The sequence below is a fragment of the Leucobacter japonicus genome (assembly GCF_001273855.1).
GTDB classification, from domain to species: Bacteria; Actinomycetota; Actinomycetes; order Actinomycetales; family Microbacteriaceae; genus Leucobacter; species Leucobacter japonicus.
This window is the reverse complement of the sequence record NZ_JHBX01000109.1, coordinates 41262-57277: the sequence shown is the minus strand read 5'-3', so window position 1 is coordinate 57277 and position 16016 is coordinate 41262. Positions and strand designations below refer to the sequence as shown.

Sequence of the window (16016 nt, the reverse complement as noted above, 5' to 3'; positions counted from 1 at the left end):
GACTTCTCGGTCATCTGCACAATGGCTCGAACGCGGCTGAGCAGCGCTGCTCAGCGCGTTCGCGCACCACTGCGCACGGTGCCGCGTGGGCGAGGCGTGCCGCCCCGCCCACACGTACTCCTCTTGGTCAGGCGACCCAGTGCGCTGCCGAGCGACGCTGCATCTGCTCCCGGTGCTGGCGCGTGGTCTCGGCGAATAGCTCCCCCGTGCCCCAGTCGAGAATGACACCGTGACGGCGGATCACGTCGAGCAGATCGATGGATCCGTCGCGGTAGCCGGCAGCGATCGATTCGGGATCGGCCGCGAGCCAGCCGGCGCGGTGCTCACGGATGTGCGCTCGCTCGGTCGCGGTGGCGTCGCGGTCGATCTCGTACCGGTCGAGTTCGGGGTCGATCGGGCGGATGACCACCCCGTAGTCGGCCCGGGCCCGCTCGATCGAGACGTAGTCGTCGATCACGTCTTCCAGCACCTCCTCTGGGCTGCGGTCGAGAGGATCTCCGAACCCGCCACCCCCTGCCGAGGGCCGATAGAACGTGTCACCCGGCTCCACCGGCACCGACGAGAAGATCGACCCGAGGAACCGCTCGTGCTCGGTATCGCGGTTGAGCCAAACGCCGTGGGGAATTGACGGCAGCCCGCCCTCGATGCCCCAGGTGATGGATCGCGCGCGGTCGCAGCAGTAGCTCATGACCGAATTGCCCGCGTCGGTGAGCGTGCCACCCTTTTCAACGCCGCACCCGCCCCGAAATCGGCCGGGTCCTCCGGAGTCGGTGCCGATCCGGTGCATCGTCGTGAGCACCGGCGTCAATCGCTCCTGCCCCTCGCACGCCTGCACCGCGAGCCCGACGCCGAACACGGGTGCCGTCGCCGACGAGCCGTCCTTCGACGAGCGGCCGCCCCAGCCTCCGGCCATCCAGTCGTACCACATGAAGTACGGGTTCTCATCGTGCCGCGAATCGCGCCCGCCGACGAGCAGGTACTCGAGGTTGAACGCGCAGGCCATCGCGCGCTCAGGCATGATCTGCGACCAGATCTCGAAGATGCCGTTCATGATCTTTTCGTACGGGCCAGACACGGTACCGGTCACCGCGAGCGGCCAGCCGGCGTTGATCACGGTGCCCTCCGGGCCGATTTCGGCGGTCACGGCCGCGTAAAAGCCCGAGTTCAGCGGCACGTCGGGGAAGAAGGTCTTCGTGCCGGCGTAGATCGCCGAGAACGTCGTGCCGTACCCCGAGTTGAGGAAAGCCTTGATCGCGGCGCCGCCCCTCAGGCTGTAGTGGATGCCTTTGCCATCGAGCGTCATCGTGATCTCGACCGGCACGAGCCCCTCGTCGGCGCCCGGGTCGAGGTCGAGGTAGTCGACCGTGCTCCAGGTGCCGCGCGGCAGATCTTCGAGGCGCCGCAGAACCGTGCGCTCGACGTAATCCTGGGTCTCTTGCATCGCGGTCTCGACAGTCACGGTGCCGTAGCGCTCGACGAGGCGCAGAATCTCGCGCTCGCAGACCGCGGTGGCCTCGGACTGCGCGTGCAGGTCTCCCATCGCTTGCCCGGGCGCTCGTGTGTTGCCGACGAGGAGGTTCGCGACGTCGTGCAGGTAAACGCCCTTCGACCACAGGCGCACCGGCGTGATGCGCAGCCCCTCACCGAAGTGCTCGGTGGCCGAGACGTTGAACGAGCCGGGCACCGGCCCGCCGATATCGGCCCAGTGCCCCTTGTTCTGCGCGTAGGCAATAATTCGGCCGCCGGAGAAGATCGGGCGGATAAACGACACGTCGTTGAGGTGCGTGCCCCCGCGATACGGGTCGTTTACGGCGAACACGTCGCCCGGGTGGATGTCGTCGCCGAATTCCTCGATGACGGCCTTGCACTGGAAGTGCAGCGTGCCGACGTGCACCGCGATGTCGCCGGAGCCCTGCATCACGGTGTTGCCGCGGGCGTCGCAGAGGGCGGATGAGAAGTCGCGGGAGTAGATCACGAACGAGTAGCAGGTGCGCAGAATCTGCTCGCTCATGAGGTCGACGCTCGTGGCGAAGGCGTTCTTGAGCACCTCGAAGGTGACCGGGTCGAGCGCGGTGTCGCGCCCGGGGGCGGCGTGCGCCGGCGCCGATGCCGGTGCGGTGCTCGTGTCGCGGCTGACGGTAGACGTGCTGGGTGCAGTCATCGGGAGACCTCCTCGAGGTGGATACGGATGTTGAGCCACTCGTCGATCTCGGCGTTAGTGTGCGGTGGCACGACCGTCGTCGAGTCGAGCTGGTTGATAATGGCGGGGCCTGGGAACGCGGTGCCGGCGGCGAGCGCGTCGCGGTCGTACACAGGGGTGTCGACCCATCCGTCGGCGCCGAAGTAGACGGAGCGCCGCTCGGCGGGCGCCCCCGGCGCCTGTTCGACGACCTCGGCCGGCCGGAACGACGGCTTCGGGATCTTGCCGACCGCGGTGAGGTGCAGCTGATACACCTCGACGGGCGCGTCGTCTTGCCGGAAAGCGAACTCCCGTTCGTACTGCTCGTGGAAGGTGCGCACCGCCTGGGCGAGCGCGCCCGGCCCCGACCCCATCGGCACCTGCAGGGAGCGCCACTGCCCCTGGTAGCGCATCGAGATCTTGCGCTGCAGCATGCCGTCCTCGTCGGGGACGCCCTCGTGACGGAGGCGCGCGGTGGCCTCGGTCTCGAGACCGACGAACGCCTGCTCGATCCCTTCTTCATCAGCACCCGAGGCGAGCCCGGTGTACATGTGAGCGAAGTCGTGCTGGATATCCACGAGCAGGCATCCCATGGCCGACGTGACCCCCGGGCTGGGCGGCACGACGACGGTCGGGATCCCGAGCTCGCGTGCGACATCGGCACCGTGCAGCGCCCCCGCGCCGCCGAATGCGAGAAGCGCGAAGTCGCGGGGGTCGTAGCCGCGGCGAATCGAGACGAGCCGCACGGCATCGGCCATGTTGGCATTCGCGACGGCGACGATCGCGTGGGCGGCCTCGGCGAGCTCCATGCCGAGCGGTTCGGCGATGACGCGTCGGATGGCGGATTCGGACAGCGCCCGGTCGAGCTGCTTCACGCCCCCGGCGAGCGAGGTGCCGAGGCGGCCGAGCACGACGTTGGCGTCGGTGTTCGTGGGTTCCTCACCACCGGTGCCGTAGCAGGCGGGGCCGGGATCGGCGCCCGCCGACTGCGGGCCATTGCGCAGGGACCCCGCGATGTCGATGTGCGCGAGGGATCCGCCGCCCGCACCGATGGTCAGCACCTCGATCGACGGGAAGATGATCGGGTGGCCATACTCGACCTGCCATTCCTGGGACACACGCAGTTCGCCGTCTGCGACGAGTGCGATGTCGGTCGAGGTGCCGCCCATGTCGAGACTCACCGCGTTGTCGTACCCGCACTGCTGCGCGATGTGCTTCGCCGAAATCGCGCCCGCGGCGATGCCGGAGGCGGCGAGGCGCACGGGGAACTTCTCCACCAGGCGGGGAGTCATGGATCCGCCGCCCGAATGCAGGAGGAGCAGATCGCCGCGGTACCCGTCGTCCTTGAGCCGGCCAGCAAGACGGTTGACGTACCCCGAGACCAGCGGTGCGAGCACTGCGTTCGCCACCGCCGTGTTGAACCTGGGGTATTCGAAGATCTCTGGGAGCACCTCGGCTGAGGTCGACACGGTCGCCTCGGGAATCGCCTCCTCGATGATCTCGCGCATGCGGGTCTCGTGAGCGGGGTTCGCGTACGAGTTGAGGAAGCAGACGGCCACGGTCTTCACGCCGCGGCGACGCAGCAGCTCGGCCAACTCGCGCGCCTCCGCCTCGTCGAGCGGGGTGATCGTATGCCCGTTGTAGTCGATGCGCTCGGTCACCTCGAAGCGATCGCGCCTCCGAATGTAGGGTTCCGAGACGTCGTTGTATGCGTCCCAGAGGTCGTCCTTCGTGCCGTCGCGGATCTCGAGCACGTCGCGGAACCCGCGCGTGGTGACCAGCGCGGCGGCAGGGAAATTGCGCGTAATGAGCGCGTTGGTGGCAACCGTGGTGCCGTGCGAGAACTGCACGACCTCCGAGAGATCGATCTCCCCGCGCTCGACGCCGTGCATCACGGCGACCATCGGGTCGCTCGGTGTGGACGGCACCTTCGTGACGCGCATCTGCTGGGTGTCGTCGTCGAAGATGCACACATCGGTGAATGTGCCTCCGACATCGACCGCGACACGGACATTGCTCATGGGCTCCTCCTGGAGTTCGTCGTTGAGTTCCGGATGCATCAACCATCGCGAAGGAAGCCGCAGCGGTCACTGGAGAAATCGCAGCATTCTCGGGATTGGATTGTAAAATCTCCAATAATCTGGCGATTGCCGCCGCTGAAACCTCCCGTTCACACAAGTTTCGGAGGATCCTGCCCATGGACGCACCCGAACCGGCATCGGAGACCGAGCGCCTCCGCACCACGCTCGACATCACCAACGCCCTGCTCTCGGCCGTCGCCTCGACCGACCCTGTGCACGCGCTCACCGCGCGACTCAGCACCCTCTGCCGGGGCACCGCCATCATCTACGACTTCGAGGGCACCCTCGTCGCGAGCACCGGCGAAGCGCCAGCGCAACTCATCTGGAACGAGGTCTCTGCCACGCATCGCCGCGAACTCAGCATCGAGATCGGCCGCTGGGCCGTGCGCACCCGCCGCGTCGCGCTGCGCGACGGTGTGCACGTCATCGCCATCGCGAGCCGCGGGTCCGAGACGCTCGACCGCATCGGCGCCCTGCTGCTCGACACCTCCGAACGCCTCTTGGGCGCGGTGCACGGCATCCAATACGGGGCGACCCAACGCGACCGCCGCGACAATGAGCAGCTCATCGCCGCACTGCATGACGGCGTGCTGCCGGCGCGCGAACATCGGTTCTGGAGCCGCCTCGCTCAGTTCCGGTTCCCCGCGTACGCCTCGATTCGGGCCCTTGAAATCGCCCCACTCGAGAGCGACTCCGCCACTGAGGCGCATGTCACCCACCTCCTTGCACGGGCGCGATCGGAGGATCTGCCGCTCCTGGTGATGCTGCGCCGCCAAGACATGGACTCCCCCGCCACCATCGCCGCCATCGTGCCCGATTCGCCGGCGAGCGAGCAGTGGATCACCGAGACGTCGCGGCACTTCATCGTGGGCGCCTCGGCCCCGTTCTCCGCGCTGTCGCGCATCTCCGAGTCGGTACGGGAGGCCGAAACTGGGCTCAGTATCGCCAGGCAGTGGGCGGCAGCCGCAGATGATCCTGCACGGCCCGGCCCGGTGCTCATCGACCGCATCGACCTCGCCACCTGGCTGCTGTCTCACGTCGATTCCCGCCAGCTCGCCGACCGCATCGAGCGCACCCTCGCTCCGATCGCAGCCCCGCAGCTGCTCGACACCCTGACCACCTACCTCGCCGCCGACCAGAACATCGCCCGGACGGCCGAAACACTCTTCGTGCATCCCAACACCGTGCGATACCGCCTGGCCCGCGTCGAAAGCGCCCTCGGTGCGCCGATCACCTCGGCGTTCGCACTCTCAAACGTGATTCTTGCACTGCACCCCGAGCTCATCGGCAAGCGGACCGAGGTCGCGCGCGGGGCGTAGGCTGGCGACGGGACTCAGCGCCGACCCACCCCGGCGCGCCACAACGAAGGGGAACCGATGACCGAATCGCCGCAGCCCGCAGACTCCGAGACCGACGTGGCCGACGCCTCCGGTTCGCGGGGCGACGTGCAGCTTGAGACCGAGCTGTTCCGCGTCACCCGCTGGACGATCGCCCCCGGCGGCGCGATTCCCGAGCACCGGCACGACTTCCCATACGTCGTGGTGCCGCTCGTCACCGGCACCATGCACGTTGTCAACGCCGATGGCAGCGAGATCCAGGCCGACCTCGAGTTCGGCGTGAGCTACACCCGGCCAGCCGGCGCGGTGCACCGCGTCGAGAACCGCGGATCCGACGCCGACATCGTCTTCGTCGAAACGGAGCGCCTCGCGTGAGCGCCATGATCGTGCGCGATATCGCCCCTGGCGACCGCGACGCCTGGCAGACCCTCTACCGCGGCTACCGCGATTTCTACGGCAAGCCGCACGACGACGCCATCTACGATCGTGTGTGGCAGTGGCTACACGACGCGGCGCACGAGACCCGCGGCCTCGTCGCCGAACTCGACGGCACCCCGATCGGCATCGGCCACTACCGCACCTTCGCGCGGCCGATCGACGGCGGCACGGGGCTCTACCTCGACGATCTGTTCACCGCCGCCGAAGCGCGCGGAACGGGTGCAGGCACGGCGATCCTGCACCGGCTCGCCGAGATCGCGCGCGACGAGGGCGCCACGCTGGTGCGCTGGATCACGGCGGAGAGCAACGGGACCGCGCGTCGTCTCTACGACCGCGTCACCGATCAGACCACCTGGGTGACCTACGACCTGAAGCCGGCCGAGTAGGGCGACGCACCGCCTCGCCGCGCGTCAGTCGCGCAGGCGCTCGGTTCCGGGTGTGGGCGCAGTGCGGCCGTGCACCACTGGGGCCCCGTCGGCGTCGACCGCCACGAAGACGATACGCTCAAGCGTCAGAATCTCGGCGCCCGTCACCGCGTTCTCGACGCGGCAGCTCAGCGTGATCGAGGTGCGCCCGAACGCTTCGATGCGGTACTCGAGCTCGAGCAGATCGCCGCGATCGGCGCGCGCCGAGAAGTCGATCGCCGACATGTGCCTCGTCACGACATCGATGGTGCCGAGCTGCGTGACGGCCACGATCGCCGCCTCCTCATCAACCCACTGCAGCAGCCGGCCACCGAACAGGGCGCCGTGCTGGTTGAGGTCTTCGGGCTTGACCCACTTGCGGACGATGTGGCGGTAGTCGCTGCTCATGCGGTCAGCCTACTGTCGGGCGTGATGCACTTACCGAGCTGCGGCGACCTCGCTGCGGATCACCGGCACCGTCTCGGCCCGACTGTGCTCCACGTGCGCGAGCGCTAACGCCGCCGCGCGCTCGACCTGCCCATGCACGATGGCATCGCAGAGATCGCGGTGCTCGCGATGCACATCGCGATCATTCCGCTCGCTCGCAATGTGAAAGAGCCGCTTCACCCGACCCCGCACCGGCAGCATGAGATCTTGCAGCAGGCGATTGCCCGCCAGCTCGACGACGACGTCGTGAAAATCAGAGGTCGCATCGGCGATCGCCCCACCTCGGGAGGCGTCGACCGCGCGCTCGGCGGCATCGAGCGCCGCAATCAGCGAGCCACCCGACTCCCCCGCGGCGCATCGCATCGCGGCCAAGCGCGCGGCGAGCACTTCGAGCGAGGCCCGCACATCGAACAGCTCCTCGATATCGGCGAGTTCCATCGGAGCCACGATGGCGCCGCGCCGCGGCAGCGTGCGGATGTACCCCTCGGCTTCGAGCCTGGGCAGCGCCTCGCGAATCGGGATGCGCGAAACACCCAGCTCTTCGGCGACCTCCCGCTCGCGCACCCGGCTCCCCGTGGGCATGCGACCGTCGATGATGCGATCACGCACCCAGGCGTAGACGCGATCGCCGTGGGTCGCGCTCGGCTCCGTCGCAACGGGGAGGTTCGTGGTCATTTCGATCAATCCGTTCTGCGCTCACGGAGCGGCGACGCGGGGGTTCCCGCCGCATCGTGCGGCACGTCGGCCAGTGTAGGCGACGCCGCGCTGCGCCCGATTTGGTATTCCAAATCTAGTTCACTCACGCGCAATTCGCCACAATTTCGCCCATTGATTCGAAGTTGCGGCAATTCTGGCATACAATCCATGCTGATCGGGCTCGCGCCCGACCTGGGTCATTCACCAGAGCAAAGGAGTCTGCGCATGACCGCACCCGCAACGAACACGTCTGCCCCCTCGACGCCCGACGCCCCGTCGGGCTCGGGATCCGACCGCCCGCGCACACTGAAGCGCCAGCTCGGCCTTCCCGCACTGATCGCCTACGGCCTGACCTCGATGGGCGTGCTCTCGGTGGTGTCGGTCTACGGCCCGGCAACGGCGCTCAGCGACGGCCACCTCCCTGCGGCCTACGTCGCGGCGATCATCATCATGCTCTTCACCGCCCACAGTTACGGGCGCATGGCCGCGCACGTGCCGATCACGGGCGGCGCGTACGCCTATGTCACGCGCGGCTTCGGCTCGGTCACGGGCTTTCTCACCGGCTGGGTGATGCTGCTCGACTACCTCTTCCTGCCGATGGTCAACTTCCTGCTGTTCGGCCTCTACTTCAACAGTCTGTTCACCGCGATCCCGTCGTGGGTCGGCACCCTGATCTGCATCGCCATCGTGGCGGTGCTCAGCATCGTGGGCGTGAACTGGATCAAACGCATGAACACGGTCGTCATCTCGGCGTCGGTTCTGGTGATTCTCGCGTTCCTCGTGCTCGCCGTGCTCAACGCCCCCGATCTCACTCTCGAATCGGTCACCACGCCGCTCTCGATCGGCTCCGGCGGCATCGCGCCGATCCTCGCCGCTGCCGCAATCGTCGCCTTCGCGTTCCTCGGGTTCGACGGCGTCTCGACGCTCGCCGAGGAGACCACCAATCCTCGCCGCACCGTGCCGAAGGGCATCGTGCTCGCAACCCTGTTCGCCGGGCTCGGCTACCTCGCGTTCTCGATCGCCGGCAGCCTCATCGCCCCCGACTGGACGCAGCTCGAAAACCTCGACGCGGCGGGCACCGAACTGATGCAGCGCGCCGGCGGAGATGTGCTCATGGTCGTGTTCGTCATCGTCAACGTCGTCGGCATCGTGCTGTGCGGCGCGGCGGCGCAGATGAGCGTAAACCGAGTGCTCTTCGCGATGGGGCGCGACGGCATTCTGCCACCCGCGCTCTCGAAGCTGCACCGCCGCTTCCGCACGCCCTACGTGGCCGCGACGCTCGTCTCGGTCGTCGCACTCGTGGCGCTCTTCATCACGCTCGACCAGGCCGTCTACATGATCAACTTCGGCGCTCTGGTGGCGTTCGCGATGGTCAACCTCGCGACCATCAAGGTGCTGTTCTTCGACATGCGACTGCGCAGCGGCTGGGGTGTCGTGCGCCACCTCATCATGCCGGTGATCGGTTTCGTCTCGATCGCCTGGCTGTGGACGTCACTCGCACCGTTCACCTACGCACTCGGCGGCGCCTGGCTGGTGATCGGCGTGATCGTGTACATCGCGCGCCGCAAGCGCCACGGCGGGCCGCTCGCTCTGCAGCTGGAGGGCGCCGACACCGAGACGATGCCGACGCTCCCCTACCGCGACTGAGTCGGGGCGTCCGCGCGATGCGCAGCGCGCGGACGCCTCACCCCAGCGGGAACACCGGCGGAAACAGCTCAGCCTCGCTCGACCCCGCCGCCCCGGCCAGCGCATCGCGCTCGGGGTAGGCGGCGCGCAGCAGCTCGAAGACCCGCTGCCCCTCGCGTCGCAGCTCGGCCAGGTCGACCCCGGGAATCTGCCCGCCCCGCATCACCACGCGCCCCGCGACCATGCTGAAGGTCGCGTCGCGCCCGGTGCCGGCGAGTACGAGGGTGCGGATCGGGTCGTCGACCGCCCCCATGCGCACGTCGTCGAGCGCGAAGGCGACGAGGTCGGCCGCGGCACCGGGGGCGATGCGGCCGAGGTCGGAGCGATGCAGCGCGCGGGATCCGCCGAGCGTCGCCGCCTCGACGTACTCGGCGAGCATCCCCCGGCCGAGGTCGTCGTGCTGCGCCTTCGCGAGCTGCACCCCGGTGTCGATGGCGCGCACGAGGTCGGGCGGAAACGAGTCGGTGCCGAGGCCCACGTTCACCCCGGCGTCGAGGTACTGTGAGAGCCGCTCAAGCCAGAAGGCATAGCGCGCGTTCGTCAGCGGGCAGTGCGCGATCGAGACGCCCGCGGCGGCAAGCCGGGCGAGGTCGCCGCGATCCTCACCGTGCACATCGGGGTGCACGTCGAGGTAGACCCCGTGCGCGAGAATCAGCCGCTCGTTCAACAGCCCCGAGGCGTCGAGCAGATCGAGCGGCGTCGTGCCGCGGTCGCGCGCGAGCATGCCGATCTCGGAGTCGAGGCCCTGCGTCGCGTGGGCGCGCACGAGCACGCCCCGTTCGGCGGCGATGCGTCCGGTCTCGGCGAGGAGTGCGTCGCTCACCGTCTCGATGCGGCAGGGCACGAGCACCCCGGTGACGAGAGGATCGCCCAGCTCGTCGACGGTGTCGAGAAAGCGCACGGCGTCGGCGAACGCGGCCGCTCCGCGCGCCTCGTCCCAGTGGATGCCGGCCGACCCGTCGGCGTGCGTCACATGCACGCCCGAGCGATACGACGGCCCGAGAAACGTGCGCAGCCCGAGCGCACTCGCGGTGCGCGCGGTGTCGAGCAGATCGTCGTGGGTTTCGGCCCAGGCGCCGTGGATCTCGGTCGAGATCGGCATCGCGGTGGTGATGCCGTGCAGGATCAGCTGCACCAGCCCGTACCGCCGCAGCAGACTGCGGTCAGCCGGCGACAGCACCTCGCGCGGGGCCTCGGCGTAGGCCGCCGACCACTCGAAACGGGCTTCGTGCTCCGGGCTCCACCACGAATCGAGCAGCAGGTGGTCGATGTCGACGAGCCCCTCGAGGTCGATGAGACCCGGCATGAGCAGGCTCTCGCCGAGGTCGATCACCTCGTCGGCGCCGGCGGCCAGTTCGGCCCCGGCGCCGCCGGACGCGACGGCGGCAACGTGTTCGCTCCGCACGAGCACGGTCGCGTCGCGCACCAGCACGAACCCGGGCCCGCCCGGGCGGTCCGCGTCGTGCACGATGGCGTGCACGGCCCGCACCGCCGTGGTCGGCTCGGCGCTGCTGCGCGCAGCGCCACCGAGCACGGCACCGCTCGGCACTCGCTCCGCACTCACGAGGCGAGCTGCTCGCGACGCGTCGGCTTCCACCCCGGCCCGGGCACCGCGGCGCGCAGCGCGCGGGTGTAGGGGTGGGTCGGGTGTGCCAGCAGCTCGGCGGTCACGCCCTGGTCGACGATGACGCCGTTCTCCATGACGACCATGCGATCGGAGATCTGATTGACGACGGCGAGGTCGTGCGAGATGAACAGGTAGCTCACCTGACGCTCGGCCTTGATGTCAGCCAACAGGTTCAGAATCTGCGCCTGGATCGAGACGTCGAGCGCCGCAACGGCCTCGTCGAGCACGATCACCTTCGGGTCTGCGGCGAGCGCGCGCGCAATGGCGACGCGCTGCCGTTGCCCGCCCGAAAGCTCGCGCGGGTAGCGGTCGAAGAAGCGCTGCGGCAGGCCCACCGAGTCGAGGATCGCCTGAGCGCGCTGCTTGACGGTGCCGCCCCGCCCGCGCCCGTGCAGCCGCAGGTTTGACATGATGACGTCGCCGATGCGTTGGCGTCCGTTGAGCGACGAATACGGATCTTGGAACACGTACTGCACCTCGCGAGCGCGCTCCCGGCGGGCGGCGAGGCTGCGGGGAGCGGCGGTGCGATCCTGCCCGTCGACCGTGACGGTGCCCGACGTGACAGTTTCGAGCCCGACGATCATGCGGGCGACGGTAGTCTTGCCCGACCCCGACTCGCCCACGATCGCGAGGCACTCGTCGGCGAGCAGATCGAACGAGACGCCGTCGACGGCGACCACGTCTTCGCCCTTCGTGCCGCGCGGGGCCGGGAAGACCTTGCGCAGGTCGCTGACGGTGATGATGGGTGCGCTCATGCGTCGGCCTTCGCTTTCAGTGCCTCGTGGATCTCCACGTTGTATTCGAGCACCGGCAGACGGTCGAGCCGCTCGTCGATGCTGGGCCGGGCGCCCAGCAGCTCCACCGTGTACGGGTGCTGCGGGTCGGTGTAGACGTGCGCGCCCTGCTCGACGATCTCGCCCGCGTACATCACCGCGAGTCGATCGCAGCAGGCGTTGGCGAGTTCGAGGTCGTGGGTGATGAACAGCAGTGAGAGCCCACGCGCTTTGCGCTGCTCGTCGAGGATCGCCATGACGTCGGACTGCGCCGTCACATCAAGGGCGGTTGTGGGTTCGTCGGCGAGGATCAGCTGCGGTTCGGCGAGCAGCACGCTCGCGATCATGACGCGCTGCAGCAGGCCCCCCGACAGCTCGTGCGGGTACTGCGCGAGGCGGCGCTCGGCATGCCGCACCCCGACCTCGTCGAGCAGCTGCACGGCGCGGCACTTCGCCTCGTCGAGCTTCACGCCGCGGTCGCGCACGAGCGCCTCGGTGAGGAAGTCGCCCACCGTGTGCACCGGGTTCACGTGCGCGCGGGGATCCTGGAAGATCATGCCGACATCGCTCGCACGGTATCGGCGCAACCGCTCGCGCTTCATGTCGAGCACCGACTCCCCGTCGAAGCGCACGGCACCGGTGGTGCGGAAGCCCTCGGCGAGCATCCGGGTGATCGCGCGGGTGGTGAGCGATTTACCCGATCCCGACTCGCCCACGAGCCCGAGCGCCTCGCCGCGGTCGAGCGTGAAACTGACCCCGTTCAGCAGGTCGAGCCGGCGGTACTTCGTGACGAGGCTGGCGTGGAGGTCTTCGACCTCGAGCAGCGGTGCGCTCATCGGATGCTCCTTGCGTTCGAGGCGAGCCGGTCACCGAGCACGGTGATCGCCCACACGATGACGACGATGGCGAGACCCGCGGCAATGGCCTCAAGGGGTTGGCCGCGCAGCAGCGAATCGAACCCGCTCTTCACCATGAGCCCGAGGTCGGCCGTGGGCGGCTGCACGCCGAGCCCCAGGAACGACACTGCGGCGAGGTCGATCACGGCGAAGCCGAGCGACGACACTGCCTGGGCGACCACGATGGGCTGCACGTTCGGGAAGATCTGGCGCAGGCTGATGCCCACGCCCGACTGCCCCTGCAGCCACACGGCCTGCACGTACGGCATGCCGCGTTCACGCAGTGCGGCGCCGCGCACGACGCGCGCGACGTAGGGAATGTAGCCGATCGAGAGGCCGACGATGACGGTCGGCAGGTTCGGCCCGAAGATCGCGACGGCGATGAGGGCGAACACGATGCCCGGCACCGAGAAGAGCACGTCGAGCACCCACGAGATCGCGGTGTCGACGCGGCCCCGGTTCCAGGCGGCGACGAGCGCGAGCGCGGTGCCGACGACGGTCGCGATGAGAATCACGAAGGTCGGGCCGAGCAGCGTGATGCGCGCGCCGTACATGAGCCTTGAGAGCAGGTCGCGGCCGAGGGCATCAGCCCCGAGCAGGTGCTGAGCGCTCGGGCCGCTGAGCGCGGCGAACAGGTCGGGAGCATCCGGATCGTAGGGGGCGATCCACGGTGCCAGCAGCGCGGCGAGCACGATGATGGCGAGCACGATCGCGGCGGTGATGCCGCTCGGCCCAAGCTTGCGACCCGCGAGCGCGAAGCGGCCCGGGTCGTCGGTGCGCGCTCGACGGAGCGCTATCTGGGTGGTGCGCGGCGCGGTCATTGCTTGCTCCCCAACTGAATGCGCGGATCGATGATCGTGTAGAGGAAGTCGACGATCGCGTTGATGACGACGAAGGCGACGACGAGCACGAGAATCACGGCCTGCACGACCGCGAAGTCGCGCTGCAGGATCGCCCGCACGAGCAGCGACCCGAGGCCGTCGAGCGCGAACACGTTCTCGATGACCACCGCGCCGGCGATGAGCGTGGCAACCGTCAGCCCGAGCACGGTGGTGATCGGGATCAGGGCGTTGCGCAGGATATGCCGCCGAATGATGATGCCGGAGCGCAGACCGCGGGCCGTTGCCGTCTGCACGTGCTCGCGGCCCTGCTCCTCGAGCACCGAAGCGCGGGTAATGCGCGCCTGGTACGCCGCGCTCGCCACCGCCAGCGCGACCGCCGGCAGCAGCAGGTGGTACAGCGTGTCGACGCCGCCGCTGCCGCTGCCGTTCGTGGGGAACCAACCGAGCCCCACCGCGAACACGCTGATCAGTGCGACACCCACGACGAACGCGGGCGTCGCGAGGCCGAGCGTCGCGAGCGTGGTGACGACCTGATCGGCCCAGCCACCCTTGAGCGAGGCGAAGAGACCGAGGCCGATGCCGACGACCGCGATGATGACGGTGGCGAGCGCGATGAGCGCCACCGTCGTGCCGATGCGACCGCCGATGAGGTCGGCGACGGGCTGGCGGTAAACCACCGAGTCGCCGAGGTTGCCCTGCACGACATCACCGATCCAGGCGAAGTAGCGCACGAAGAACGGATCGTCGAGGTGGTACTGCGCGGTGACCCGGGCGATCTGCTCGGCCGTGCCGCCCCGGGGGCCAAGCACGAAGCTCAGCGGGCTCCCCGGGGCGAGGTACATCATGCCGAAGACCACGAACGAGGTCACCAGCAGCACGAGCAGCAGGCCGCCCGCGCGCCTCAGCAGGAATGAGGGAATCGACACGGTGCTACTCCACGCCTCCGATAGTGGCCGCCCAGGGGTAGCCGAGGTAGGCCGACGATGCCGTCGCCCCCGAGATGCCGTTGTTCTGCACCAGGATCACCGGCAGGTCGCCCATCGGCAGCCACGGCAGGTCGCGCGTGATCTTCTCCTGCGCGGCGATCGTGTACTTCGCGCGCTCGACCGGGTCGAGCGTCTTGCGAGCGTCGTCGAGCTCCTGCGCGGCGCCGTCGTACTTGATGAAGTTGTTGGTGCTGTCGGGCGTGAACGTCGTGTACACGTCGAGCGGGTCGGTCACGTTGCCGTAGTAGGTCGTGAAGAAGCCGTCGAGGCCCTCGCGTGCTTTCGGGTCGAAATAGAGGTTGCCGAACTGCTCGACCGGAATCACCTTGGTCTCGATCTTGAGCCCGATAGCCTCGCCGGCGGCCTGGATCAGGTTGGCCGTCTGCTCGTGCACGGCCGAGGAGCCCTGCACGCCGAGCACGATGGGAGCCGAGACGTCGCCGGCTTCGGCGAGCAACGACTTCGCCTTCTCGATGTCGGGCTTCACGGAGTAGCTGTCGAACGCCTCCTGGAACAGCTTGCCGGCCTCGTCATCGCCTTAGTAGGCGGGCCCGGTGAGCACCGGCGACGGGATCGCGGCGCCCTGGAACACCACGTCGGCGATGGCCTGCGTGTCGATTGCGGCGAGCAGCGCCTCGCGCACCTTCGGGTTCGAGAAGGTGCCCGTCTCCTGAATCGCGCGCAGCGACCAGAAGATATACGACTTGCCGAAGGTGATCGACGCATCGCTGTTCTCGAGCTGCGTGAGCCCGGCTGGTGGCAGGTAGAAGAACTGGCCGTCGACGTCACCGGTGCGCAGTGCGTTCACCGCGGTCGACTCATCAGCGATGAAGCTGAACGAGAGCTCCTCGACCTTCGGCACGAGGTTCGCATCCCAGTAGTCGGCGTTCTTCGCGAGCGTGATCGCCTTGCCGGGCTCCCAGCTCGCGAGCGAGAACGGGCCGGTGCACATGAGCCCGCCCTTCGGGGTGCCAAACTGCTCGCCCGCGGACTCGGCGGCCGCCTTCGAGACAATGGCGCCGGCCGCACTCGACATCCCCTGCTCGAAGAGCGCGTCGGGCTGCGAGAGCGTCACGGTGACCTGGTTGTCGCCGGTCTGCTCGACCGAGCTCACGTTCTTGAAGTAGTCGGACCAGTACGTCGCCGAGTCGGGGCCGACCTGGCGCCCGAGCGAGAACACGACGTCGGAGGCGGTCAACGGCGTGCCGTCCCAGAAGGTCACCCCGCTGCGCAGGGTGTACACGTACGTGGTGTCGTTCGGCGACTCGACCTTCTCGGCGAGCGCGTTCTCAATGGTGAGGTCGGGGGTGATGCGGGTGAGCCCCTCGCAGAGGTTCGCATCGACCGTGTTCTCGGCGTAGTTGAACGTCAGCATCGGGTCGAGCGACAGCGGTTCGTAGGGCAGGTTCCAGGTCACGCGGTCGACGGGCTGCGCACCCGGGTCGGTCGTGGTGGCGAGGCTCGCGGCGTCGATATCGAACGCGGCGCTGCCCTGGCCTCCGCCCGCGCTGCCGCCGCCTCCGCCCGAGCATGCGGTGAGCGTCAGCGCTGCGGCGGCGACTGCACCGATCAGCGTGAGGGGTCGTCTGATGGTCACGGGGACTCCTTTGTTCCAGCGGGGTGA

Annotated in this window: 13 protein-coding genes and 1 pseudogene; 4 read left to right on the top strand and 10 right to left on the bottom strand. The window is 68.6% G+C overall.

Going from position 1 to position 16016, the window contains the following annotated elements; all coding sequences use genetic code 11:
- Positions 1-127 precede the first annotated feature (127 nt).
- A complete protein-coding gene (locus tag AMS67_RS11650) occupies positions 128-2161 on the bottom strand; it encodes a hydantoinase B/oxoprolinase family protein (protein ID WP_075201358.1) in 2034 nt (677 codons plus the stop codon).
- Positions 2158-4200 carry a hydantoinase/oxoprolinase family protein gene (locus tag AMS67_RS11645; RefSeq protein WP_053387540.1) on the bottom strand — a complete coding sequence of 681 codons (2043 nt, stop codon included), beginning with the start codon at positions 4198-4200 and terminating at the stop codon, positions 2158-2160. Before AMS67_RS11645 ends, AMS67_RS11650 begins: the two co-directional genes overlap by 4 nt.
- 176 nt (positions 4201-4376) lie before the next feature.
- Between AMS67_RS11645 and AMS67_RS11640 the strand changes: the two genes are divergently transcribed.
- From AMS67_RS11640 to AMS67_RS11630, 3 genes are read left to right on the top strand one after another with little or no spacing between them, the layout of a single operon-like run.
- Positions 4377-5579 carry a PucR family transcriptional regulator gene (locus AMS67_RS11640; protein ID WP_082305492.1) on the top strand — a complete coding sequence of 401 codons (1203 nt, stop codon included), beginning with the start codon at positions 4377-4379 and terminating at the stop codon, positions 5577-5579.
- A 57-nt stretch (positions 5580-5636) separates the two neighbouring features.
- Complete coding sequence (locus AMS67_RS11635; protein WP_053387539.1) at positions 5637-5972, top strand: cupin domain-containing protein; 336 nt, start codon at positions 5637-5639, stop codon at positions 5970-5972.
- A gap of 5 nt (positions 5973-5977) precedes the next feature.
- Positions 5978-6421: a GNAT family N-acetyltransferase gene (locus AMS67_RS11630; protein ID WP_053387593.1), complete on the top strand. Its 444-nt coding sequence runs from the start codon at positions 5978-5980 to the stop codon at positions 6419-6421.
- Between the two features lie 24 nt (positions 6422-6445).
- Here the strand turns inward: AMS67_RS11630 and AMS67_RS11625 are convergent, their stop codons facing one another.
- Together AMS67_RS11625 and AMS67_RS11620 are read right to left on the bottom strand one after the other, a co-directional pair.
- Positions 6446-6847: an acyl-CoA thioesterase gene (locus tag AMS67_RS11625; protein ID WP_053387538.1), complete on the bottom strand. Its 402-nt coding sequence runs from the start codon at positions 6845-6847 to the stop codon at positions 6446-6448.
- 30 nt (positions 6848-6877) lie between these two features.
- The gene (locus AMS67_RS11620) at positions 6878-7561 is read right to left on the bottom strand and encodes a GntR family transcriptional regulator (protein ID WP_053387537.1); all 684 of its coding nucleotides are present in this window, start codon (positions 7559-7561) and stop codon (positions 6878-6880) included.
- Positions 7562-7807: 246 nt separating this feature from the next.
- Here AMS67_RS11620 and AMS67_RS11615 point away from each other — a divergent pair, with 246 nt between their 5' ends.
- On the top strand, positions 7808-9229 hold the full coding sequence (locus AMS67_RS11615; RefSeq protein ID WP_082305491.1) for an APC family permease: 1422 nt from the start codon (positions 7808-7810) through the stop codon (positions 9227-9229).
- A 37-nt stretch (positions 9230-9266) separates the two neighbouring features.
- Here AMS67_RS11615 and AMS67_RS11610 read toward each other — a convergent pair whose 3' ends face one another.
- The 6 genes and pseudogenes from AMS67_RS11610 to AMS67_RS18020 form a co-directional block, all read right to left on the bottom strand.
- Entirely contained in the window at positions 9267-10832 is a 1566-nt protein-coding gene (locus tag AMS67_RS11610; protein WP_241488065.1) for a chlorohydrolase family protein, read from the bottom strand.
- Positions 10829-11650, bottom strand: coding sequence for an ATP-binding cassette domain-containing protein (locus tag AMS67_RS11605; protein ID WP_053387536.1), 822 nt, complete (start codon positions 11648-11650; stop codon positions 10829-10831). Before AMS67_RS11605 ends, AMS67_RS11610 begins: the two co-directional genes overlap by 4 nt.
- The gene (locus AMS67_RS11600; RefSeq protein WP_241488064.1) at positions 11647-12504 is read right to left on the bottom strand and encodes an ABC transporter ATP-binding protein; all 858 of its coding nucleotides are present in this window, start codon (positions 12502-12504) and stop codon (positions 11647-11649) included. Before AMS67_RS11600 ends, AMS67_RS11605 begins: the two co-directional genes overlap by 4 nt.
- Positions 12501-13385 (bottom strand): ABC transporter permease, encoded by an 885-nt coding sequence (locus AMS67_RS11595; RefSeq protein WP_082305490.1) that lies wholly within the window; start codon positions 13383-13385, stop codon positions 12501-12503. The genes AMS67_RS11600 and AMS67_RS11595 overlap by 4 nt, the downstream gene beginning before the upstream one ends.
- The gene (locus AMS67_RS11590; protein WP_239684063.1) at positions 13382-14332 is read right to left on the bottom strand and encodes an ABC transporter permease; all 951 of its coding nucleotides are present in this window, start codon (positions 14330-14332) and stop codon (positions 13382-13384) included. The genes AMS67_RS11595 and AMS67_RS11590 overlap by 4 nt, the downstream gene beginning before the upstream one ends.
- 4 nt (positions 14333-14336) lie before the next feature.
- Positions 14337-15767: pseudogene (locus AMS67_RS18020) on the bottom strand (ABC transporter substrate-binding protein).
- Between the last annotated feature and the right edge of the window lie 249 nt (positions 15768-16016).